A 25428-nucleotide genomic window follows, 5' to 3' on the forward strand; every position below is an offset into this window, starting at 1 on the left:
ATTTTCTTGTCATTCGCGACCCTGCATCCGGACCATTTCGTTCTCACTATATTCCCTTTGTTGGACGGTAGGAAAGATACAAACGATTTTCGTACCTTTTTTCAGTTCACTTGTGATGAAAACTTTTCCGCCGTGCTTTTCGATGATTCTAAAACAAACGGAAAGACCCAATCCCGTTCCTGATGTTTTTGTAGTGAAAAATGGTTCTCCTACTTTTTGAAGGGAGTTTTCCGGGATACCCTCCCCTTCATCCAAAATGCTCAAAAAAACTTCCCCATTTTTTACATTTATGCTCACAAAAATATTTCCGCCATTCGGCATCGATTCTATGGAATTTTTTATCATGTTTATTAATACTTGCTTGATTTGGTTTTCATCAAAGTACATAAAAATAGGTTCTGAATCATAATTTTTATGAATTTGAATATTGTTCAGTACGGCGTTTGTCTCCAACAGCGTTACGACATGGTTGCAGCTTTCCTTTAAATCCTTCTCAAGAAAAACCGCCTCAGCAGGTTTCGATAGCAGCAAGAGTTCATTCAGAACTTGCTCGATTCGATTTATTTCCGAAAAAATAATATCATAGTATTCCTGCTTTTCGGAACCGCCATCTTTAATCAATTTCACGAATCCCATTATCGCTGTCATCGGATTCCTGACCTCATGTGCAATCCCTGCCGCAAGTTGGGCAGCCGTTGATAATTTGCTTGATGTGATTGCCAAGTGTTCGTTTAGACTCACAAGCTTTTCCTCCGCATGTTTACGTTCATTGATTTCCGATAATATGCCCGCCGTCCCGATGAATTTCCCAGTGTCATCGTAAATTAGTTTAACGAATGCTTCAACCCAACTTGGTCCCTTTTTCGCATTTAGTTTAATGTCCGCACGAAAATATTTTTCCCCTCGATGAAAGGAGTCCGCAAAGGCTTTTAATACCTCTTGATAAGAAGCGTTATCCATATGCTTAGAAAAGTGAAGGCCCAGGGATTCATTCACGGTTGCACCACTCATCGATTTCCATGCCGGGTTTAAATACAACCATTTCCCTTTTTCATCCGTTTGGAAAATGACCTCATTGAAGCTATTGATCAATTCTTTAGAGTAATTGGAGATAATGCGATAACGCCCTTCGCTATCCTGCAACAAAGCAATCGTTTTCCGGTTATGATCGAAGATGGCACCCAAACACCAGGCAATGGTTAAAATTACGATTAAATATATTCCTGCAAAGGCGGAAAACCTTCGTTCTTCATGCCCCAGCCACCCTATATAGGGTAATATCAATATGAAGAAAAGGGCAGGGACAATGATCCTTCCAGTATATTTCTTCACTTCTTCCACCTCCTTACCAAAATGATTTATACTTCATCCGATTGAATTCAAAGTAAGGGGGCAAATTAAGGATATTTTTGTATGTTAAAATGGTTGAATACTCACTTATAGGTAAATTTCAACATTTTGTCCATAATTCCTGCAAACATAACAAAAAACCTTTCCTAGATGGAAAGGTTACTGTTCTACTTAAATCATTTACCCAATGATGACACGTTCCTTTGGATAATGATAATTTTCCGTAACTTCTTTATGGCCTATGATATACAGGAGGGACGTTATCCCGACACGGCCAATGAACATAATGATCATAATGACAATTTTACCGATATTACTGAGTTCAGGCGTAATTCCCATCGAAAGTCCAACTGAACCAAAAGCCGAACATACTTCAAAAATGATTTGCATCAAAGTAAAATTCTCAGTAATCGATAAAATGAAGACCGCGATTATGCAAAGGAGCGATCCCATGATCATAACTGCTGTCGCCTTTCGAATATCATCGGGATGAATCTCCCGCTTGAACACTTTAATGGAACGCCTTCCCCTCATGAAATTCCATAAAAATAGAATCATGATGGCCAGAGTCGTTGTCCTTATCCCTCCCCCGACTGAACTTGGGGATGCTCCAATGAACATCAAAATGCTCATCAATAAAAGGGTCGGTTCCGAGAAATCGCTCACATTCATCGTTGTAAGGCCACCACTTCTCGTATTCGATGACATAAATAGAGAATAAAAAAAAGATTCATGCCAGCTCTTGCCTTTAAAAAACCCGTTCATTTCCAGCAAGTGAATCAGGATCGTTCCCCCAATGATAAGGGAAAAGAAAGTGACTGATGTCAGCTTCGTGAACAAAGAAAAGTGAAACTTATAAGTACGGGCTTTATTGGATAAAAACTCTTTCAACTCAATCAAGACAGGAAACCCGATTGCTCCAAGGATAAGCAGGATAATCGTGATGAACTGTACAAAATAATCGTCTTTAAATGGAATCATTGAAATACCGGTAATATCAAAACCAGCATTCGTGGTGGCACTTATGGCTAAAAATAAGCCATTTAAAAAGGCTTCTTTCCAGTTTGGAAAATAATTCAGAAAGTAAATGCCTAAAACTAGAGCTCCAATCATTTCAATTACGACAAATATCTGAATGATTTGAATCAATAATTTAACAAGCCCCGAAAGATTCGATTGGTTTTGATCCGTCATGATCAATTGTCTTTCCTTCAAACCGATTTTCTTACCCAAAATCAACCAGAAAAACGTTCCAAGTGTCATAATGCCAATACCGCCAAATTGGAGAACGAACATTAGAATGAAATAGCCTACCTCATTATATACTTCGGGTAAACTAACAACTGTTAGACCTGTCACACTAACTGCACTTACGGCTGTGAATAATGCATCCATGAATTTAAATTCCACGCCTGGCTTAAGAGCAACCGGCAGACTCAACAGTATGGTCGAGATACTTACGGCCAAAAAGTAATAACCGACGATAAGCTGAGCGGGTGTTAACTTTGATAATATTTTTTTGATAGCAAACATAAAGAGTTTCCTTTCTTACTCCTTTATAGTTATGCGAATCACATAACCATTAAAAATCTAGTTTACCCTTTTTTCATTCTTTTTTCCATTCTCTTTTAAAACTGTCTTACTTACAACAAATAGGCAGGTTTACCAATAAGTTTGATGCTGTTCATATAAGTAAAACTCCACATTCTACTTATACTATCATTACAGCGGCAAAAGCCGTTGAAAAAGTAAAGGGGAGATTTAAATGGCTAACAGCAGTAACAACCTTCTTGTTCCTGGAATCGAACAAGCATTAGAACAAATCAAATATGAAATTGCATCTGAATTCGGTGTACAATTAGGTTCCGATACTTCAGCACGTGCCAATGGTTCAGTTGGCGGAGAAATCACGAAACGTCTTGTACAACAAGCACAATCTCAACTTAAAGGTCAATAATTCTTATTACAATTTAATATCCATGGCTAAGAGTCCAGCTGCATGCTGGACTCTTTTTAATCATTATGTCCATTTCCATTTCCATTATTGCCTTTACCCCTTTTCGACTTATCCCAATCTTTCTTATCTTGTTTATATTGCTTATCATGGTTATCTTGCTTACCTTGTTTATCATGCCTATCCTGGTTATTTTGCTTACCTTGTTTATCATGCCTATCCTGGTTATTTTGCTTACCTTGATTATCATGACTGTCGTGCTTTTTATGATCATTATTATACTTTTCTTTGGCTGAAGGAACTTTTTTCACATCGAACTTTTTATCATTCTTTTCATTTTTCTGCTTGTTCTTTGATTGGTTGCTGTGATCGCTATCCGATTTTCCTTTTGACTTGTTGCTTTTATCCTTGTATCCATTTATAGAATTCCGTTTTCCATTTGTATCTACCCGTTCGGTTTGTTCCTTAATTTTGGTAAATTGCGTTCCCGGTTCTTTCCTTTCAGTCGGTTTGGCTTCATTGGCCGGCTTTTGCTTTATTTCAATTTCATCCTTCTCTTCTTTCTTTTCCCCATCCGATTTGTTTTCCGTACTCAGCGTTACGCCCTTCTCTTTCGGAATAACAACCTTTTCCTCGACTTTTTTATCTGGCGCTGGAGCAGGCTCCCTCTTATTGACTTTTATCTTTCCTTTATCTTCATTCAACTTCTTTTCGAGATACCTACCCGTGGATATGCCTTGTTCCCTTGCTTGCTTCCGATCGCTTTTTGTTGCCTGGATCACTTTCATTCTTGTATCAGAAACATTATCCTGCTCAGATATTTCTTTTATCTTTTCTTTTAAATTCTTATCCAGTTCTTTATTTTTTTCCAATAACGTTGTGGAAACGACTATTTGTTTATTTCCTTTCAAATAACCAAGTTGCTTCGTCGTTTCAACGATTCGGTTTGTAACAGTCTTTATATTCTTGCCTTTCCAGTCCTTCAGATGATCAATCACAAGCTTGCCGTCTTCATTTAAACCGGTAAGTTTGAGAACTTCTAAATCATCGTCAAGCTCCAATTCAATGCTTGGATTCACATCTATCGTCATATAGGCCGACACGGGACCAGTGAAATAAGAAGGAAGAATCGAAAAGAGTATCAAGAAGGTGGAGGCAATGCTTAGCACGGCCGTTTTTTTGAAAGATGAATGAAAATTGGAAAAAGCAAGAGTGAACTTTTGTTTAGCAGGTGAAAAAGTGATTTCCTCACCCACTTCATATACCCGTTCCTGCCTTTTGGTTTTCAGAAATTCACCCTCGGGGGTCAATAGGGTTACATATCGCTTATTAACTGAAAGAATAACTCCTTTTTTCATCCATCGATAGCCCCTTTTATATAATCATTCAAATACAAAAAATCTCCGTTTATTATGATTGCCACAGCAATGATGTATTTTCTGTTCCGTTCAATCGTTTTTCTGCTTACTTCCACTTTTCCCTCAAGCTGTTTTACGGGCAGCCGCTTTTTTGCAAACAGGGTTTCTTTCAGTTCGTCATCTTCCATTAACAATTTAGCGATCATGATAGCTCCCTTCCTGGCATCTGCATGTTTGGGAGAGTTTTCAACTAAATCCTCAAATGACAGACCAAAATCCTGTAAATGGCTTATATAAAGCTGAATTTCTTCTTTTCTTCTTTCCGATTCCTTCTGCTTCTCGTATTCATTGATGGAATTTTCATTATCGATATATATATGGCTTTGATCATTATCATCATTCAGTGATAAATCCAATAGTACTTCTTTTTGTTTGGATTGGCTTCTTAAATAATCTATAACCCTTCGTTTAACGAGGGTTTCGGCAAATGCCAATAAAGAACGGCCCTTTTCCGGGGAATATTTATCGATTGCCTCGTTAAAAGCAATCATACCAATACTGAATTCATCATCCGATTCGTATATGTAACGTTTACAAACTGATGAGACGGTTTTCGCAATAAAAGGTTTGAATGACTCTATAGTATCATTACGAAGGCTAATATCGCCTTGTTGAATTTTCAATACGGTTTCTTCTAAAGAACTCTTTTTTTTGAATGCTGTAAACAACAATCCAAGCATTTGCTCACCTCGCTCCTGTTGAACATAAAATACGCATCAACATACTTATCTTAAGCGGAGGGAGTCTAAAAGACAGTACCAAAAGAACTATTTTTGCAATTTAAATGAAATCACATAATATATCAACATGATAAAATACTTAGTTTTTTCTCGTTTATTACAGTGCAATTACAGTAAAATAACTTTTTCCGGGTTTTCGTCCAATACAATGGGACAATTGTCATTTTTATAACCGGAATTTAATATTCACATCTTTTAACATATCATACGTAAACATACCTGCGCTTTTGAGGGTCATCTCCATAAATACATTAAAAAGCAAAAAAAATAGGCGTGACCAGCACGCCTACAGACTGTATATAAACTCGATGAAAATCAAGTTTGTTTCAGTTTTTATGAAGGTTTATAAAACCTCAAACGTTGATTTCCACTCCAGGCACTCGCTTTCCGCGGGCGGTCCGGGAGCCTCCTCGGCGCCATGCGCCTGCGGGGTCTCCCCTCGACGCGCTTTTCCCGCAGGAGTCTCGCACCTTTCGTTCCAATCAACTTTGTTTTGAAATTTTAGGTAAAACCCCTTTTGACTACAAACTCTAGGCGTGACCAGCTCGCCTGTTTTTTTAAGCTTCCTGTATTTTTTTCTCTTCTTTTTCTTTTTTTTCTTTGTTGCTTGAAATGATCCATGCACCTGCTGCAATTCCAATCAAAACAGCCCAGAAAATTGATTTCCAAAGAGTTGATTCAGGGAAATGATGATCGATGACAGCCAATGAAGGGTGTGCAAGTGTGTGTACAGCCAATTTCACTCCAACCCAACCCACAATCAAAAATGCTGCCATTTCAAGTGAAGGACGCTGATGAAGCAACTTCACGAATCCAGTTGCTGCAAATCGCATAATGACCAATCCAATCAAACCTCCGAGGAACATGACAGCGAATTGCCCTCCGTCAATACCGCCTACTTTCATCCAGCCTGTTGCAGGAAGTGTAACAGCCAGTGCGACGGCAGCCAACATGGAATCGATTGCGAAAGCTATATCAGCCGCTTCAACCTTTACCACGGTCATCCAGAATCCAGATTGCTTTTTGGGTTTCGTGATTTCCTTCTCACCTTTACCAGCGTATTTTTTGTAAATGTTCTGAAAAGCAATGAAAAGTAAATAAATCGCACCGATTGCTTGAACTTGCCACACGTCGACAAGAAAGGAAATAAGGAATAAACTCGCAAAGCGGAAAACAAAAGCTCCCATCAGACCATAAAACAAGGCTTTTCGCTGTTGTTCTTTTGGCAAATGCTTAACCATGACTGCCATGACGACTGCATTATCCGCAGCAAGTATCCCTTCCAATCCAACCAAGATAAGAAGGACCCAGCCATATTCCAATAATATTGATGCTTCCATCCATTCAACCTCCAATAGTTAGTATTTCCTTCCTATTGGCATTGGCAAAATAAAAAGACCTCTGCCATATAGGCAAAGGTCTTGCTGAACATGAAATCATGTCAACAAAGCCGATGAATGTTTAACATCCACGTAATGACGACTTTGTTTTAGGGCGAACCCTAACGCTACTCCCCTTTGAAAAGGAAAATCAGTTATTAAGTATATTAATAGTATACGCGCGAGTTATGAAAATAACAATCTTTTTTATAAATGGATCTCATTTTCGATTCCCTTTGGATAATTTCATCAAACGCAAATATTCTTTGCCGAAACGAACCCAGTTCGGTTTGGCAGAAAAATAGTTCTGAAACAGCGATAAAAAACTCGTGTATTTCCCTTCATATGGATACCATTGTATTTCTGTATTGTTTTTACCATTATCGATCATGATCGCTTTTTCATGGCAGAAAATCTTCAATCCATGCTCGCCATGATAGCGGCCAACCCCACTTTGTTTGGCACCGCCAAATGGTAAATGATGATTAGCAACCGTTATCAGCACATCATTGATCGTCACCGCCCCGGTTACTAACCGTGACGCAACCCTGCTTGCTTTTTCCTTATCCATCGTCCAAACGCTGGAATTGAGTCCATATTCACTTTCATTTGCCAGGGCGATCACTTCTTCCTCCGTATCGAAAGGTATAACAGGCAACACGGGTCCGAACGTTTCTTCTTTCATAATTTTCATGGAATGATCGACATTGGACAGAATTGTCGGCGGAATGAAATGCGTCTGTCCCATTTTCCACTCTTTCGGAGGTGTTCCGGTTTCAAGTACGGCCCCCTTATACAGTGCATCCTCCAGGTGTCCAGCCACAATATCAACTTGTGCCGGGAAAGTCATTGAACCGATATCATCGTTCGATTGCACTCCCTGTCTCATGGACTTCGTTTTTTCTTTAAGAAGCATTAGGAATTCATTATAAACAGGTCTTTCCACATAAACCCTTTCAACACTCATGCACACCTGCCCACTATTTGTGAAAGCCCCCCATAGAGCCCCGTTCACAGCCCGCTCCAAGTTAGCATCACGCAGAACGATCATCGGATCCTTACCGCCCAGCTCCAGTGTCGTTGGGATCAGGTGTCTTGCTGCGACCTCACCAATCATTTTTCCAGTCCTAACAGATCCAGTAAAAAATATATAATCTGGTTTTTGCTCAGTTAATGCCGCACCCAATTCTTTCCCTCCATGGGCAAACTGTATAGTCCCTTCTGGGAAACCTGCTTCAAGAAACAGATTTTCGATGCACACCCCAACTAAAGGAGTTACCTCTGATGGCTTGGCGATGACTGAATTTCCCGCTGCTAGAGCATTAAGAATGGGTACCATGGAAAGCTGCAGCGGATAATTCCATGGTGAAATGACGAGAATCGTTCCACGGGGCATATAATGGATATAAGATTTTTTACCAATTAACATGAGTGGGGTGGTGACCTTCCGTCCGGAAAGAGTCTTCACTGCATGTTTCTCGATATGCTTGATTGCATCAATCGTGGGCATGATGTCAGCAACCAGCGCTTCAATTTTCACTTTTCCCGTATCTTTTGAAACGACTTCAGCTATTTCATCCATTTTTTTAACCATCAATAAACGAAGCCGTTTTAAATAGTGCAGCCGTTCCTTGATGGGAAGATTCGACCATGATTGGAACGCCTGTCTTGATTTCTTATATATATGAGGAATCGACTTCATTGGCGTTGGGACGATTTCCGCAATCTTCTCACCTGTTGCCGGAGAAAACACTTCCAACTTGTCATGTATTTCTTCCATAACTACTCCCCTTGCTTTACCATATTTTTATTGGTGCTCCATATCATTTTTATCCTTTAAATAAAGATCGACCGAGGAGGAACCCCTTCCCTGAAATGCAGCAAAACTTCTCGGCTGCAGTGCTGTCAAAACGCCCTTTCTAAGTGACATAAAAATAGCGACTCTATTCCACTCTTTAATATGCCAGAGACGCAGCAGCCTGTATAATATAATCGATTGGAACCAAGTTCACAACCGTTCCCCTCTCTCCATAAAATCCCTGTCCGATTCCCTGCAACATAATTGGAGCTTAAATAAGTATACCTCTTAAGATGAGTTATTCTTTTAGCAAATTCGTTTACAGTATCCGCGACATCACGTCACGTTTTACAACTCATTTGGTGATACCAATGAAATACAGCCCTGTCATCAATAACCTTGAATAGTAATTTCTATACCACTGCATAAATGGAATATATAGTAAAAAGTTTTCTTTATTAAAAGGATTATTCACGTTTGCTATCGAAGGTAATGTATAGGAATCCAAATTCGGCTATAAGCAAAAAGGCCATCCGGGAGACTAGTTTATCGGTTTTAGTGTTTAATATTGGGTAATGGAGGATAAATTCATATTATCGAATAAAAATTATTATCTATATAGCCGATTTTCCGTTACTATATAAGAAGGCGATTTTTTCGCGCATACATATTTGAGGTGAGCGCACAAGTGAAAAGAATAATTAAAGCATACGACTTCCCTATTTTCATCGCTGTCGTATTACTCTGTTTGTTTGGTTTAGTCATGATTTACAGTTCGAGTATGGTTACTGCTGTTGCTCGATACGGTCAGCCCATGGATTTCTTTTTTGAGAAACAAAAAACGGCCTTTCTCATTTCATTCCTGGCAATGATCGTCACGATGATCCTTCCTTATAAGATGTACAAAAACAAAATGTTCTTGATGTCTATGATGTTTGGAATGGCCGGTATCCTTTTGATGCTATTTATTTTCGGCCATACAGCTGGAAATGCTACAAGCTGGTTCAAGTTAGGGACAAAATCGATCCAACCTGCAGAATTTTCCAAATTGGCGATGATTATTTATCTGGCCGCCATATACGGAAAAAGGCAAGATCGAATCAATAGTATTGATAAAGCCGTCATCCCCCCGATTTTCTTTCTGGTTTTCATCTGTTTTTTAATCGGAATACAGCCTGACTATGGAACGGCAGCAGTCATTTTCCTGATTTCAAGTACCATGATCATTTCATCCGGGATGTCTTTTAAGAGTATATTCAAACTCTCTATGATTACTGCTATATTCGTTGCGATATTCGCATTAGGAGTACTCGTGACAGGTAATTTCTCATCCGTCCTCTCAGAAAATAAGGTGTCTCGTTTTACGGGGTTTGCTGACCCTTTCGGAAAGGCAGGAGAAAGCGGGTATCAACTCGTCAATTCATTATTCGCGATAGGATCCGGTGGCCTTACTGGAGTGGGGCTCGGTGACAGTGTACAAAAATACGGGTACCTGCCTGAATCACATACTGATTTCATCATGGCCGTCATTGCAGAAGAGCTCGGGATATTCGGTGTCGGGTTCGTTCTATTGACACTAGGTTTTATCGTCCTAAGGGGGTTTGTGCTTTCAGCAAAATGCAACGATCCTTTTGGAAGTCTTTTATTGATCGGCATCTCATCCATGATCGGCATTCAAGTTGGCATCAACGTTGGCGGAGTGACTGGTCTTATCCCAATTACAGGAATCACCCTTCCATTCATCAGTTATGGAGGATCTTCCTTACTGCTGCTCATGCTTTCAATGGGCATATACCAAAATGTCGTAATGCGAATGAATTTACTTGAACAGAAAGAAATGGTCGTGTCCATCCCAAAAGATGAGATTGCGTCTTCAAAATAAATGTAAAATTCTCCCTCTGACATTACTGTTCATGTCAGGGGGTTTTCCCCTATTGAAGTTCATATGAAAAAACAGGCAGTCGAAACCGACCGCCTGTTTTTTCATTTATAATGGATACCGATTTTCGTAAAGCCAGCAATCAAACTGAGCAAAGGACAAAGTAAGCAGAAGAAAGCAAATGGGGCATATTCAAGGGTTGAAACACCCAATACCTGTGTTAAAAATACACCGCAAACACCCCAAGGAACCAGAGGGTTCACAACTGTTCCCGCATCTTCAAGTACCCTCGCAAGCGTTTTGGGCTGCAAGCCTAATTCTTCATATTTTTGCTGAAATGCCTTCCCAGGCAGTATTACTGACAAATACTGTTCACCCACTAGGAAATTAACGCTGATTCCTGCAAATACAGTAGCCGAAATCACTTTCGCTACACTCGTCAATGAATCCTGGACCGCATTTAAAATGGAAGGGATGACTCCCAATTCAAACAAGAGTCCGCCCATCGCCAATGCCAACAACACCATCGAAACGGAGAACATCATACTTTCAATGCCGCCCCGCGATAAGATTGAGTCAAGTTGATCCATTCCACTCTTGAGTACGAATCCGCCGTATAAAATATCTGCTAGTTTTGCAACCGTAAAATTAGGCGTTTGAATGAAAGCGATGATGGCTGCCGAAATGATTCCTGCCGACAATGTCGGAATGGCTGACACCTTTTTCAAAGCCATGACTAGAACGACGATAAATGGAATCAAACTCCATATGCTTATGTTCGTTTCCATTTCCAGGGCTTTGGTCATGACTTCGATTTCCTCAACAGGAGCCAGTTTGACATTCGGTGAAAGGAAGTAAAAGATGATTAGTGATATTAAAAAACCTGGAATCGTTGTCCAAAGCATATTATTAATATGTTCAAATAATGGTACTCCAACCGTACCGGAAGCAAGGTTGGTCGAGTCGGATACAGGAGACATTTTATCCCCAAGAAATGCACCGGAAATGATTGCACCGGCTGTGATCGCCAACGAAAAATCCATCGCCGCCGCCATGCCTATGAAAGCAACGCCGATTGTGGCTGCTGTTGTAAGTGAACTCCCGATACAGAGCCCAAGTAGCGAACACACCAAAAATGTGACCGCATAGAAATATTCACCAGAAATCCAGTCAAAACCATAGTACATGATGGTAGGAATCGTCCCGCTTGCCATCCAGATTGAAATCAGCATTCCAATGAAAAAGAATATATAGATAGCTCCCATACCAGAAACTGCACCTTTGACGATAGCCGCTTCCATAATCGAAAATGGCAGCTTCTTGATCTTTCCATAAACAAATAGAAATAGGATTGCCGCTATAATTGGAATATGGGGGGCAAGTCCATAATGTATGATACCAGTTGCAATGATTAAGAATAGAACGGCCAAAACCCCAATTGCTTCAGGTAAGGAGAGTTTTAGCTTTGCATCTTCAAGACGCATGTGTATTTCCCCGCTTTCATGTTGTATATTCTCTGAGGTAAGGATCGGACCTTTTCACCCCTCACAATTACTGAAACGCTTTTAAGCACTAAAGTACTAGCTAAATATAAAGGAGTTTCGGGAGAATGTCAAAGGAATAATAATCTATTTTAGTAGAATTCGATTCTTCATTCCTTTTTATCACAAAACAAAAACCCATACTTCGCTTCGTATAGGTTCAGCTAAATATACCTTAAGATATAAGTCCTCTTCTTTGCTTAGCCCCAAATAAGGCCCTATCTTAATCCAAACGATGTCCCTACAATTCTTTCAGTTATGTCGTAGTCCCACCTAAATGAACTGCAAACCGTTCCTGATCATCAGATAGTTTGGTTTTTAACTTACCAATTAATAAAAATTATTATTGTATACAAACTACGTTTTGCAAGTAAAAAAATGATTCCTGTACACCGAAGATTTAGATTTTAGATTTCAACAACTGCTGCATTCGAATATGTAATTATACAAATCCTATTATTATAATCTCATTTTAATTAATGGATAATTTTTACAATAGATACTATTTGCGACGCATTTTCCTGGACTTACACCTTTAATCAAACACCATCCCTTTAAATAAAAATAGCCAACATCTACTCTTTTCAAAAAAAGGTTAATGTTATACAATAAGTTTGTTAAGTATTTCACAAACTTCCGTTGAAAAGTATCCATCCAAGAAGGATGGATACTTAGAAGGCTACATTAACAAGGATATATAGATAGGTAATGTAATTAAAGATAGAATGGTACTAATTACAAATGAAGATGCTGTTTCAGTTGATAACGAATCAAATCTAGTTGAAATCATTGCCGCTACAGCAGATCCCGGAAATGATACTAGCAAAATAGCTTTAATTGTATCTGCATGATCAAGGCCAATTAGATGAGCAACCAGAATCATATATAATGGAATAGCCACAACTTTTAAAATGGAAATACCAAAAGCAATTGGTTGTAAGCTAATCTTACGGATACCCACGGTTACACCAACAGCAAATAATGCAACCCCAGATGTCACTGACCCAATTTGATCGAGCGCATTTTTTATGATATCCGGTGCCTGGAACCCTAATAGTGTTAATACAACAGCGAGTAAGGGAATACATGCAAGCGGTTCGCTAAGACCATGCAAAACGATACCCAGAATGTTTGTTTTTTCATCTTTAGATTTACCCATTCTGGATTGTCCGACCGTACCAACTATTGTTGCTAATGGATCCAGAAGGGCATTCACCACAATACCGGTAATCGCAATAGGTATAGCTATCTCTTGCGCCCCAAACAAACTGCCTAATACAGATATCCCCATAAAAGCAAAGGCTGGCTGAGTTGCGTTTAATGAAAACATAGATGCTTTAGTTAAATCGTATTTAAACACCAAACGAGCCACTATTAAAAGGATAATGTAAAAGCCAATAACACCTATGGTCATAGTTAAGAAAAATGACCATTGATTAATTAAGGTTTGTTTTGAGGTTGTTGTGATCCCAATAAATAAGTGTGCAGGTAATGCAAATTTTGTAACTAACGTATTAAGCCCTTTGGATGATTCTGAATTAAAAATTTTAAAATAGCCACCCAAATAACCAATAATAATTGTAAAAAAGATTGGTATTAATGTTAAAAATATATTCCCAATATTCACTCGAGATGCACTTCTCTTTCCAAAAATTGTCCTATTTAAAAGATTCTACTATGACTGACTTATACGGAGATTCCCCTAAAACGGATCCCCTTTCTTTTGAGACAACAAAGTAAGATGGATTTATTTCCCATGAATAGTTTTATACTCCGGCTTCCACATGTATTCTGTAATTGCTTTTTCAATATCTGTTATATCCGCTTTCGCAATTCCTTCTTCAATGGCTGTCTTTGCCACTTCAATGGCTACAGATTTAGAAACCTCTTGCAATTGTTTGATTGAAGGGAGTAAAGAAGCACCAGGCTTACTGCTATCCGATAATCTTGAAACAGCAGATGAGGCTGCTGCAAGCATGCCCTTAGAGATTTTTGTTGCTTCTGCGACAATTGCACCAAGTCCAAGTCCTGGGAAGATATATGCATTATTAGATTGTCCGATTGTATAAATCACATCATTATAGTCAACATCATCAAACGGGCTTCCTGTCGCTATTAAGACTTTACCTTGAGTCCACTTTATAAGGTCTTCAGGAACAGCTTCCGCTAAGGTAGTCGGATTTGACATCGGCATAATAATAGGATGTTCCACGTGCTTTGCCATTTCTTTTACAACTTCTTCTGAGAAAGCCCCTGTTTGACCAGAAGTGCCGATTAAGATGGTTGGTTTAACCTTTTTTATTACCTCTAATAATGGGATAATTCCGACTTCATTCCGAGCCCATTCCTCGACTTCTTCAGCTTTCCGGCAATACGGCTTTTGGAATTTCAAAACATCCGGAATGTCATCTATCAACAATCCACGATAATCGACAGCCCAAAATTTACCATATGCCTCTTCTCTGGAAATGCCATCAAGGATCATGGCTTCAACCATTTGATCAGCATTACCGATTCCTGCTGCACCTGGACCAAAAACAACAACCCTTTGTTCCTTTAAAGGAACACCAGTTACTTGTAATGCAGACTTTACGGCGGCTAGTGTTACTGCACCTGTACCTTGTATATCATCATTAAAAGTGAGAATTTTGTCGCCATAATTATCGATTATATTTCGTGCATTTATATTTCCAAAGTCTTCCCAGTGAAGTAATCCCTTTGGGAAGAAGGCTTGAGACTTTTTAACAAATAAATCAATGAATTCGGTGTATTCATCACCGCGAACACGCCCAAACCTGTTACCAATATACAGTGGATCACTAATCAGGCTTTCATTGTCAGTCCCAACATCCAAGACAATAGGTAGCACCCTGCTTGGATCAATTCCCGCAGCTGCAGTGTAGACTGCCAATTTGCCAATGGCTATGTTAATTCCACCAACTCCCTGATCTCCGATTCCAAGAATACTTTCAGAATCTGTAACAACTATTAAATCGATATCATCAGATGAAAGGTCCAGGTTTTTAAATGCATCTTCCATTCCCTCCATATTATCTATAGATAGGTATAGACCTCCTGGACGGTGATATTCTCGGGAGTACTGTTGAATGGCCTCTCCTACAGTAGGTGTGTAAATGATCGGAAGTATTTCACTTAGATGGTCTTTAAGTAGGCGGTAAAACAGTACCACATTCCGATTAAATAAATCATATAACATTCCATTCTTCCGAATATCGCTAGGTTGAGTGGAGAATTGTTCATACGCTCTTTTTACTTGTTCCTCAAGAGTAAGCACCTGGGATGGCAGCAAGCCTACCAATCCTAGTTCATTTCTTTCTTCCTTAGTGAAAGCAACCCCTTTATTAATAAAAGGGTTTGACAGAATACCTTTTCCTCTTAAAGTTGTTTCCAAGCCCTTTTTTGTCTTATCATAAGCTGTCATAGACGTACCCTCTTCCTAAAAATGTATATTTATAAATGATCATTACCAGGCAATAGAGTATATTCTTCCCTGGGGAAGTGTAATTACTAAAAGAAAACTGTAAAAAGGAAAATAAATATACAGCACATAAAAACTTAAATATTTCCTCATTACTGCTTATTTGTTCAATCTTGTGAAAAATTTATAAATAACTCAATCGCCAGTCTATATCTTAGTAGTCATTTACGGGTGACACTAGCTTATTTAACTAATTTTAGTATTATGTAATTAAAAAAAGTAAGCAGCCATTGGCTGCTTACAGATAACGTTGAATAATATGGCTCTTGTCATCATTAAATTTGTGTTGGGAGACTGGTCGGCCTACCGTTCCATAGATTACCTTAACATCAAGGACCCCGATATCCTTCATGAATTTTAAATATTTCCTTACTGATACCCTGGATATACCCGCCACATTTACGACTTCCTCTGTTGAAAAGGGAGCATTTTTAAATAACCGTATCACATTCCATATAATCTTTAAGGTATCTTTAGCCAATCCTTTCGGTAATTCCTCTGGTAAATGATTTTCTTCTTGATGCAATATTCGATAATCTAATTCTTCTTGATTTAGCATATTTTTATCTTGAATAAAAGCTGATTTGTTCCGATATGCTGATAAGGCCGCGTTAAAACGTTCAAATTCAAACGGCTTAATTAAATAATCAACAGCACCTAGTCTTAATGCTTTCTGAATCCTCTCAATGTCCGACGCAGCAGAAATGACAATAACATCTATCTCTTTTTCACTTTCTCGAATTTGTGAAAGTAAATCGAGTCCATTTTTCCCAGGCATGAAAATGTCTAATAGAACTAACCCTATTCTTTGATTTTCCAATACATTCAGAGCTTGATCCACTGAGGAACAGACTGCAGCTAATTCATAGCCATCGACTTGATTCAAATAGCGCTTATTGAACTCTGCAACCATCGGGTCATCTTCTACGATCATTACCTTAATCATCCTACATCATCCTTGCTTTTGTATGGTATATAAACCACAAACGTTGTTTCTTGACCTTCTTTTGAACTAATATCGAGATCTCCGCCTAGCTTATCCAGGCTTGCCTTAACCAAATATAAACCAATCCCCCTGTCCTCTCCTTTTGTTGTAAATCCTTTTTGAAGGATATGATTAAGATTGGCATCAGATATTCCCTGTCCAGTATCATGTACTTCAATAGTTAAAATGTCATCTGCATAATCAAACTTTAATTCAATTCGTTTAACGGGATTTTTTTCCACTGCTTCTATAGCATTGTCAATCAAATTTCCTATTATCGTAATTAGCTCATGAGTAATAGCTGCATTTTCTGGTTCTGGCAATTGAAAGTCAGAGCATAACGCCAGCTTAGCACCTGCTTCCCTGGCATAACTTAGTTTTCCAATTAAAAAACCGGCTAGTACTGGATCTTTAACGGTTTTGGTAATAAAGCCAATCTCGTTTTCTCTGTGGTCAACTAGATCACTAATATATGCTGCAAGCTGATCATAATAATGCATATGCACCATACCAAGTATTACATGAAGTTTGTTCATGAATTCGTGCGACTGGGCCCTTAACGATTCAGCATATAAACGGACTCCAGTCAGCTGTTCCGCCAGCAGATGTATTTCTGTTTTATCACGAAATGTAGCCACGGCACCTACGATTTCACCCTTCACAAATACTGGTACCCTATTCACTAGTAAGACACTATCTTTTAAATCCTGCTCTTCATCTAATTCGACTTTGCCGGTCTCCAGGATTCTATCCAGGTTTGAGTCAGGCATATAACTACTTACCTTTTTACCCGTTGGATTTTCATTAATACCCGCTTTTTTAAATATCTTTAAAGCGGCTTTGTTTACGAGAGTAATGGTTGAACTCTGATCTACCGCTATAATTCCCTCCCGAACTGATTGTAAAATGGCATTTCGCTCTTTTAAAACCTTCGCAATAGCAAAAGGTTCCAGCCCAAACAATATTTTCTTAATATACCTTGCCAAAAGTATTGCGCCGGCAATTCCGGTTAATATTCCAAAAACGGTTCCTACATAAATATTAAAACGGCTTTTTAAAACAGCATCATTAACTTTTTGAAGAGAAATACCGACCACCACGGCTCCAATTTGATTATCCTCTGAATCATAAACAGGGGTGAAAGAACGCAAAGATCTGCCTAAAGTTCCTTTCGAAATAGATATGTGCTCTCTACCTCGTAATACATCTTTCTCATCCCCTCCAACAAATTTTTTTCCTATTTTACTTGGATCGGGGTGAGTTTTCCGGATTCCATTATTATCGATTATTACTACAAATTCTACATCTGTCGATTTTTTTATCCTATTGGTAAATTGCTGAACTTCCTGATTGTTCCCACTTCCACTTAACGCTTCGATTACAAGCGGCGTTTGTGCTGCCATGCGTGCTACGTTTACTGCTTTTTCAGTCTGGCTCTTCTCTATTGTATCCGCAACTGTTTGGCTAATAAGAATATCTGTAATAAATAATGATAGGGCTACTACCCCACACACCAGTATCATAATGGTAAACTGTAGACTCCATTTCCCTTTTTTCACTGCTACACACCTCTTTGGTCTAAAAACTCTATTAACTTTAAGGAAGATACTTTTTATGTTAAGTATGTTCATTTTGCTTACATCACACAATTATTCGGTACTTTATCAAGTTCCAAAAAGGTAGCCAATTGATTTAATTCAATTGTGATAAGATATAACCTAACCATTTGCCAATCGTATCCTTAAAAATACTGATTCATCTGCAATATTTTCCAATGATAAAACCGACCATACCTTCGTAGGCTTGGATATAAATATTCAAAACCTTACTCGCACCGTCATTATTCTTCTTTCATATCTTAACCCCTACATACCTCGGTAGTTCAATATAAGTTATTTTTGCTATTCTCCTCCTGCACCAGGGTTAAAGCCACAAATTTTCTATTAGTATTATGCAGTTCAATAAGAAGTTTCGCGGAATATCCAAGCAATTCTTACCATGCCGAAAGTTACTTCGATTTTCTTATTTAACCTTTCCAATTAGTTACTATTTAATTTTCAAAAATACAGCTGTCTAACATCTTCTATCTCCCTGTTTCCGTTTATCTAAAGTCGACATGTTTAAAACAGGGGGTAATGATTAAAATACCCGCATTTTCAACAGATTTCAAATCAACAATGTATTAAGACAGTTCTCAAGGTTTAGACTTAGTCATCAATTGTGTAAAATGGCCTAAACAAAGAAAAGATCATCTAATTACTAGAGATATGTTAATGATTATGAAAAAAGATTAGAAATTGTAGACATCAGTGCTGATGTAGACAGGGCAATTGAAACCTATAAATCGAAAATACATGCAAATCCTACTTATGTATATATAACATCAGTCTTTATTGTTTATATTACTTTTATCTGGAATCTGTTTTTTTGGGATTACATAAAAAAAGCTTGCAGATTTAGACCCTAAAAGGGACCTGATTCTACAAGCTGAACAACCTCCACTATCAGATGTTTTCCAGTTAAACTATTGATTAAATGATATACATCCCAAATGTCAGGGGTTTCTGTTCCAATGTACCAAGCTAATACTCCGCCTAAGTGATTTTGTTTTAACAGTTAAGTCGAAGCCTGATTGATTATGAAGTTCCTCCATAAATTTGCTCTATAGGCAATTTCACATAATAACAGGTAAATATATTCGCGGAAACATGTTTAAGGTACTATCAAAAAACCTTTCGTTATTTAAACAATGCTCTACGCTCTAGATAATGAAAAAAACCCGTGTATATTACACGGGCTTCTCCATTATTTCAAATCCATTGGATTATATAATTCCACGTCAGGATTTTTATCTTGGAACCAACGAAGTGCAAACTCATTTTCAAATAAGAATGCATATTTATCAAACCGATCTTTAACAAGGATGCTTCTTGAGCTATGAAGGTTTTCATCCAGCTTCTCATCTTCAGCCCAACGTGTAATCTTACTGCCCATGCGCTCCATCACGACTTCAACATTGTACTCGTTCCTCATTCGATGCTCGAATACTTCGAATTGAAGTTGCCCAACCGCACCAAGCAGATATTCTTCCATCCGAACCGTTTTGAAGAGCTGAATGGCCCCTTCTTGTACAAGTTGGTTAATTCCTTTATGGAAATGCTTCTGTTTCATGACGTTTTTAGCTGTTACCCTCATGAATAGTTCCGGTGTAAACTGAGGCAGCCTTTCAAACTGGAACATGTCTTTGCTTGTTGTGATCGTATCTCCAATCTGGTAGTTACCGGTATCATATAAACCGATGATATCTCCACTTACCGCTTCATTTACGGTGTTCCGATCATCAGCCATGAATTGGGTAGAAGAAGACAGGTTAATCGGTTTCCCTGTCCTGCTCAAGTTTACGCTCATTCCACGCTCGAATTTACCGGAGCAGATACGAAGGAAAGCAATTCGGTCACGGTGTTTTGGGTTCATATTCGCTTGGATCTTGAAAATGAAGCCAGAAAAATCATTACTGACAGGGTCCATTTCACCAGACGTTGTCATCCGTGCTTGTGGAGCTGGTGCAAATTTCAAATAAGCATCCAAAAACGTCTGAACACCGAATGTCGTTAAAGCACTTCCGAAAAATACGGGACTTAGTTTTCCATTCGCAATGTTTTCTTCAGAGAATTGGTTACCCGCTTCCGTCAACAGCATGATTTCTTCCAAAGTTTGCTCATATAACTGGGAATCCTTAAGTTTATGATCCACTTCGAGTTCACCTTCGTCATTCAACGGAAGGAAACGCTCTTCCCCTTCAGTTTTGAACTGTTCAATCCGATTATTGAACCTGTCGTAAATGCCCACGAAGTCTTTTCCCATCCCAATCGGCCAGTTCATTGGGTATGTTTCTATACCTAATACCTCTTCGAGTTCGGCAAGCAATTCAAGCGGCATTTTACCTTGTCGGTCCATTTTATTGATAAAGGTGAAAATCGGGATACCCCTCATCCGGCATACTTTGAATAATTTAACTGTCTGATCCTCGATACCCTTTGCCGAATCGATAATCATCACGGCGCTATCAACAGCCATCAGTGTACGATATGTGTCTTCACTAAAATCTTGGTGGCCTGGTGTATCTAGAATATTGACACGGAAATCATCATAATCGAATTGCATGACTGAAGATGTAACGGAAATTCCCCGTTGCTTTTCAATCTCCATCCAGTCACTGGTTGCATACTTCCCTGTTTTTCTAGCTTTGACTGTTCCGGCATCACGGATCGCGCCGCCAAACAGCAATAATTTTTCTGTCAAAGTCGTTTTCCCGGCATCCGGGTGAGAGATGATTGCGAAGGTCCGTCGGGATTGAACCTCGTCTTTTAATGTAGTCATAAAATGTTCCTTTCATTATTGGAGTCATCAAAAAAAATTTATAGGAGATTTACTGTATTTTTTACATTGGAATGGCAACCTTTCTTTGTATGCAAAAATCCTGATCCTACACAATATATGTAAGAAAAAATAAATCATAAGGCATAAGCCTTGGCTACTCTGCATTCATGTCAATCAACCTTTCTATTTTAACACGATATGAAGGAAAGATGTAGAGGTGAATGAAACACCATAAGAGGATTTGTTCAGATGGCAAAACAAAAGACGCTTAATCAGCGCCCCTTATCTTAATCCATATGGTTATCGTTCATTTATTCATGGTTTAACATTTACCTTGCAGTTTTAATCTCTTTTTGTTTCCGCTTGTTCTTCCAGCGTTTTTTTACTTCCTTGAATATGATGGGAGCAGCAAAAATGAGGGCCCTTTTTAATAATTTTTTCATTTTCATCCGTCCTTTCTTTCTTATCCTATACCCGATTATTTTAATTTCAACCATAAAGGCTTTTCCTTTTGGACATGGCATCCCCGTCAAATTTCAAACTAGGAAAATTTTGCACGACAATACCGTTATGCTTCCCCTTATTAAACCTTCCTAAAATTATTTTTCCGAAACGGGAATGTATAATTTGCTTCCATTTGTTTTAACCTTTATAAAGGTGGGTATATACTAAAAAACTGGAAATTGCTCCAGAGGTTAGTTGATTAATTTTTCCTGTAGGCTTTCACACATTATCAAGCATCTTCGTATGATAATTTAAATTGAATGTGGATGCTTGATAATGTGTGAATTGATTTTCCCATCCAGGTAAAATCATCACCATTAATATTTTTTAACTTTTTAGGAGGATTCATCGAATGACAGTAACAGGTAAAGTCAAATGGTTCAATAGTGACAAAGGATTTGGATTCATCGAAGTACCAAACGAAGATGATGTATTCGTACATTTTTCCGCCATTCAGGGTGAAGGTTTCAAGAGCCTTGATGAAGGTCAAGAGGTTGAATTTGAGATCGAAGAAGGAAACCGAGGACCTCAAGCCAAAAACGTCGTAAAACTCTAAAGCATAGATACACAAACATAATTGATAGGCAATGTAAAAGGATGCCGCCATATTGGGCGGCATCCTTTCATATATATGAGTACAAGCGAAATATTCACGTTATCTTTCATTAAAATGATCCATAATGAAGCCAGGAACATGTTCGCCAGAAAAACTCTTGATGTCCACATCTCTGCTTTCTTTATAATAAAAGGCAGCTGAATAATCTCCGCCCCAATCGATCTGAGCATGATCAATGGCCGTCTCGATTTCGGAAGCCGTCTTGATTTTCATGCGATTTGGCTGTTGTTCAATCTGCTGTGCAAGTTCACTTTCAGAACTCGAGTAAATTTGCGAATCGATCTTCGCGACCAGGATATAAGAGATATCATCAGCCATTAACCGAGCTTTTTCCGATTGTCCGGTATTTTCCATCCATTTTGAAAACTGAGTATATGAAGAGTCCCAATTCAAATACATGGTTTTGTTATTATTCAAAAGAATTTCGATGGTGGCAAAATCACCGAAAGAAGATGTCATTTGGGCGAACGATTGATTATTAAGATCCTCAGACAATGCCTGTACGGCAGCTTCCAACTGTTGACCGTCCGTAATCGTTATTGATTTGTCCACTTGTCCGCTCGCCGTTATCTTGATTTTAGATATGTCTTCAGTAGAAACATTCAATAACTCATTAACCATTTTTTTATATTCATTCGACTCATAAATTTTCGCCAATAGCGGCATGTAAGAGTCGTAGTTTTGCAAATGGTACTCTCTTGCTAACCGTTTTCCATTCTTGAGTTCATACATCAGAAATACGGATTGTCCATCATTCAATTCACCAATGGAAACCTTTTTACCCTTATCGATAATTTCCTGATGCAATAACCTGATCGCTTCTATATTTTCCTTCTCATTAAGATAATTGGAAGGTTTATTAGACGCGCCATCATCTTCAAAAAATAAAGGAGAATCGCCAATATAAATTTGGCTAATCATCTTTTCATCAGGAATCTTGGCCTTATACTGAATGGGATCTATTTTAATAAAGAGTACCAGCACAATGATAACCACTATAAATGTTACATAACCTTTCAGGTTGACCCGTATTCGCCAAGTCTTTTGCAGGACGATTTCCCCTAAATAATATCCAAACAAAGAACCGGCGGCATATCCGAAGAAAATCCACCCAGGTTTGCCTGTCGTTTCGCTAAAATAAAGCCCTGTAAACAGCATCATGCATATTGTCAGGACGAATTTAAATAATGGCTTAATCTTCGGGTAAACAAATGCCTGTGATACATGCTCCAGCTTTCTCCTCTCATAGAGAAAAAGGGAACTGATCAGAAAAAGGAAGGTTAATATACTATAAATTAAAGTATTAACAGAGAAAAAAGTGATTTTTTCCATCTCCGTTGCTGCCAATAAGGGGGAGATGCCATTCAAATTGCCACTTAGATAATAATCTGCAGAAAATCCTGCTATCAAAAACTTCACATTGGCTGCAAACAAAACAAACAGCCCCACCGGCAAAGCAAGAAAAATATAGGTCAGCAATCCTTGAAAGGCTGATAATCCCGTCACCATTCCAATTAAAACGGCAACAGAAAAGATCAAAGCTTCCAAAATAAATGTAATCCCCATCCAAGACCATATATCCGTCATGGTATATAGCCTTTCTATATCAATTGCCGAGTGAAATAATATCAATATTGAACCTGTAAGTAAAATCGGCAAACCCATGAAGCCAATTCCCGTCCCAATCATATGAACGTAAATGCTGCGTCTAGTAATCGGTAAACTATGAATAAAGTCTGAAGCTTGTTTCATTTGTAAGAACCGAAAAAGGAAGATGGCAAGTAATACTGGAATAACGATGACCAAGACAAACTGTATCATCTGCTGACAGGAAAAAAGGTTATTGAATTCCACATATTCATTGTTCTCATTCAAGATTATCGCTAACATTTCCAGAGGCAGTGAAAATATGAGGCCGACGAGATACAGGAAACCAATCCAGCCAGTGCTTCTGAAAATATAGATAATCAGTTCTCTATTAAACCAGGTTATTCTGGATGACATAACCGATATCCCCCATTTCATAAATGAATATCTCCTCTAAAGTAAGTGGGAGAATATCTAATATTTCTGGCTGAAACTGATTAAAGTGCGATTTAATCATGGATTCTTTACCTTTAACGATGCAAACGATCACGCTGCCGCGTCTTTCCTTGTTAAGAATTTGAATTCCGCGGTATAAACCATGGGGAATTTTATGTTTAAAGGCAATTTGCACTTTGTGTACATCCGCTTTTAAGTCATTCAAATCCTTTTGGATAACAAGTTCACCCTTGTGCAAAATCCCTACATGATCGGCTAAATCTTCAATTTCCCGGAGATTATGGGACGATAGTAAAATCGTCATATCCCTTTCCGATACATCCTGAATCAACAACTGTCTCACATTTTTACGCATGACCGGATCTAATCCATCAAACGGTTCATCCAGGATGAGAACTTCCGGCATCGTCGAGAGTGCGAGCCAAAAAGCAACCTGTCTCTTCATCCCCTTCGATAGTTTATGTATTTTAGATTGGACGGGGATTTGGAATACTTCCTGTAATTGATAGAAACGTTCTTGATTCCACTCACTATAAATATGACTATAAAAACCTGCCATTTGCATGATCGTATAGTTAGCCAGGAAATAAGGCATATCAGGAAGGAAGAAACAACGATTTTTCACTTCACGGTTTTCGAACACATATGATCGATCAATAAGAACTTCACCTGCATCCTGTATCAGATTGCCTGAAAGCATTTTTAATAAAGTCGTTTTCCCCGCCCCATTTGAACCTAATAACCCGAATATGGAGCCTTTTTGTATGACTAAGGTGACGTTTTTGATCGCTTCTTTTCCTTCATATAATTTACTCACCTGTTTTATTTCAATCATGATTCTCCCCCCTTTGCCAATGGACTGATTTCCTTTATTAATCTATAAATTTCATGTTTATCGATTCCGATATACAGAGCTTCAGCGAGTACCTTTGAAAGCTCGTTTCTGATCTTTTCTTCTTTTAATGAGTTTTTCAAAGATTTAGGAGGTGCCACGAAATTCCCTTTGCCTGGCAATGTATATATAAACCCGTCAGATTCAAGCTGCTTGTACGCTTTCTGGATCGTATTTGGATTGATTGTCAATTCCTGAGCCAATATTCGTATGGAGGGGAGCTGATTATGTTCCTGTAAAATTTCATTGATCATTAGTTCCTTAAACTTATCCATCAATTGCTCATATATCGGCTTGCCACTTCGGACATCCAATTCGAACATCATCAACCCCTCCTAGCAAATGGGTGTATTACATCTCCTAATACAGTACATTATAAAACAATATCTTCCAATTTAAAACCGATTTCAAACAATACTATCCATACATTTGCTTTCATTTTGTTTAACA

18 protein-coding genes are annotated in these 25428 nt (G+C 38.4%); 3 read left to right on the top strand and 15 right to left on the bottom strand.

What is annotated here, in order from left to right; all coding sequences use genetic code 11:
• Positions 1-9: 9 nt before the first annotated feature.
• Together ACFX4I_RS00430 and ACFX4I_RS00435 are read right to left on the bottom strand one after the other, a co-directional pair.
• Complete coding sequence (locus tag ACFX4I_RS00430) at positions 10-1332, bottom strand: ATP-binding protein (RefSeq protein WP_377418309.1); 1323 nt, start codon at positions 1330-1332, stop codon at positions 10-12.
• Between the two features lie 198 nt (positions 1333-1530).
• On the bottom strand, positions 1531-2883 hold the full coding sequence (locus tag ACFX4I_RS00435) for a TrkH family potassium uptake protein (protein WP_377418312.1): 1353 nt from the start codon (positions 2881-2883) through the stop codon (positions 1531-1533).
• A 232-nt stretch (positions 2884-3115) separates the two neighbouring features.
• On the opposite strand from ACFX4I_RS00435, the gene ACFX4I_RS00440 reads away from it, so the two are divergent.
• A complete protein-coding gene (locus tag ACFX4I_RS00440) occupies positions 3116-3307 on the top strand; it encodes an alpha/beta-type small acid-soluble spore protein (RefSeq protein WP_034314196.1) in 192 nt (63 codons plus the stop codon).
• A gap of 56 nt (positions 3308-3363) precedes the next feature.
• Here ACFX4I_RS00440 and ACFX4I_RS00445 read toward each other — a convergent pair whose 3' ends face one another.
• From ACFX4I_RS00445 to ACFX4I_RS00460, 4 genes are all read right to left on the bottom strand, one after another.
• Complete coding sequence (locus tag ACFX4I_RS00445; protein ID WP_377418315.1) at positions 3364-4662, bottom strand: anti-sigma factor domain-containing protein; 1299 nt, start codon at positions 4660-4662, stop codon at positions 3364-3366.
• Positions 4659-5402: an RNA polymerase sigma factor SigI gene (gene sigI, locus ACFX4I_RS00450; protein WP_377418318.1), complete on the bottom strand. Its 744-nt coding sequence runs from the start codon at positions 5400-5402 to the stop codon at positions 4659-4661. The genes ACFX4I_RS00445 and sigI overlap by 4 nt, the downstream gene beginning before the upstream one ends.
• A gap of 617 nt (positions 5403-6019) precedes the next feature.
• Positions 6020-6802, bottom strand: coding sequence for a TerC family protein (locus ACFX4I_RS00455; protein WP_230302068.1), 783 nt, complete (start codon positions 6800-6802; stop codon positions 6020-6022).
• A gap of 259 nt (positions 6803-7061) precedes the next feature.
• Positions 7062-8621: an aldehyde dehydrogenase family protein gene (locus tag ACFX4I_RS00460; RefSeq protein WP_377418321.1), complete on the bottom strand. Its 1560-nt coding sequence runs from the start codon at positions 8619-8621 to the stop codon at positions 7062-7064.
• A gap of 706 nt (positions 8622-9327) precedes the next feature.
• On the opposite strand from ACFX4I_RS00460, the gene ACFX4I_RS00465 reads away from it, so the two are divergent.
• Complete coding sequence (locus ACFX4I_RS00465) at positions 9328-10521, top strand: FtsW/RodA/SpoVE family cell cycle protein (protein WP_377418324.1); 1194 nt, start codon at positions 9328-9330, stop codon at positions 10519-10521.
• Between the two features lie 101 nt (positions 10522-10622).
• Here the strand turns inward: ACFX4I_RS00465 and nhaC are convergent, their stop codons facing one another.
• The 6 genes from nhaC to ACFX4I_RS00495 form a co-directional block, all read right to left on the bottom strand.
• On the bottom strand, positions 10623-12002 hold the full coding sequence (gene nhaC, locus ACFX4I_RS00470) for a Na+/H+ antiporter NhaC (protein WP_377418327.1): 1380 nt from the start codon (positions 12000-12002) through the stop codon (positions 10623-10625).
• Positions 12003-12738: 736 nt separating this feature from the next.
• On the bottom strand, positions 12739-13686 hold the full coding sequence (locus ACFX4I_RS00475) for an AEC family transporter (RefSeq protein WP_230302064.1): 948 nt from the start codon (positions 13684-13686) through the stop codon (positions 12739-12741).
• A 120-nt stretch (positions 13687-13806) separates the two neighbouring features.
• Positions 13807-15501, bottom strand: coding sequence for an NAD-dependent malic enzyme (locus ACFX4I_RS00480; RefSeq protein WP_283932726.1), 1695 nt, complete (start codon positions 15499-15501; stop codon positions 13807-13809).
• 295 nt (positions 15502-15796) lie between these two features.
• The gene (locus ACFX4I_RS00485) at positions 15797-16504 is read right to left on the bottom strand and encodes a response regulator (protein WP_377418330.1); all 708 of its coding nucleotides are present in this window, start codon (positions 16502-16504) and stop codon (positions 15797-15799) included.
• Entirely contained in the window at positions 16501-18102 is a 1602-nt protein-coding gene (gene dcuS / locus ACFX4I_RS00490; protein WP_377418333.1) for a DcuS/MalK family sensor histidine kinase, read from the bottom strand. The genes ACFX4I_RS00485 and dcuS overlap by 4 nt, the downstream gene beginning before the upstream one ends.
• 1246 nt (positions 18103-19348) lie before the next feature.
• Positions 19349-20923, bottom strand: a complete 1575-nt coding sequence (locus tag ACFX4I_RS00495; protein WP_098371199.1) for a peptide chain release factor 3 — start codon at positions 20921-20923, stop codon at positions 19349-19351.
• Between the two features lie 856 nt (positions 20924-21779).
• Between ACFX4I_RS00495 and ACFX4I_RS00500 the strand changes: the two genes are divergently transcribed.
• Complete coding sequence (locus tag ACFX4I_RS00500; protein ID WP_061462203.1) at positions 21780-21983, top strand: cold-shock protein; 204 nt, start codon at positions 21780-21782, stop codon at positions 21981-21983.
• 99 nt (positions 21984-22082) lie between these two features.
• Here ACFX4I_RS00500 and ACFX4I_RS00505 read toward each other — a convergent pair whose 3' ends face one another.
• From ACFX4I_RS00505 to ACFX4I_RS00515, 3 genes are read right to left on the bottom strand one after another with little or no spacing between them, the layout of a single operon-like run.
• Entirely contained in the window at positions 22083-24047 is a 1965-nt protein-coding gene (locus tag ACFX4I_RS00505) for a DUF6449 domain-containing protein (protein WP_377418337.1), read from the bottom strand.
• Entirely contained in the window at positions 24022-24921 is a 900-nt protein-coding gene (locus ACFX4I_RS00510; protein WP_230302060.1) for an ABC transporter ATP-binding protein, read from the bottom strand. The genes ACFX4I_RS00505 and ACFX4I_RS00510 overlap by 26 nt, the downstream gene beginning before the upstream one ends.
• A complete protein-coding gene (locus ACFX4I_RS00515) occupies positions 24918-25301 on the bottom strand; it encodes a GntR family transcriptional regulator (protein ID WP_230302088.1) in 384 nt (127 codons plus the stop codon). Before ACFX4I_RS00515 ends, ACFX4I_RS00510 begins: the two co-directional genes overlap by 4 nt.
• Positions 25302-25428 lie beyond the last annotated feature (127 nt).

The organism is Peribacillus sp. YIM B13472, from assembly GCF_042788005.1.
Taxonomy (GTDB): domain Bacteria; phylum Bacillota; class Bacilli; order Bacillales; family DSM-1321; genus Peribacillus; species Peribacillus simplex_E.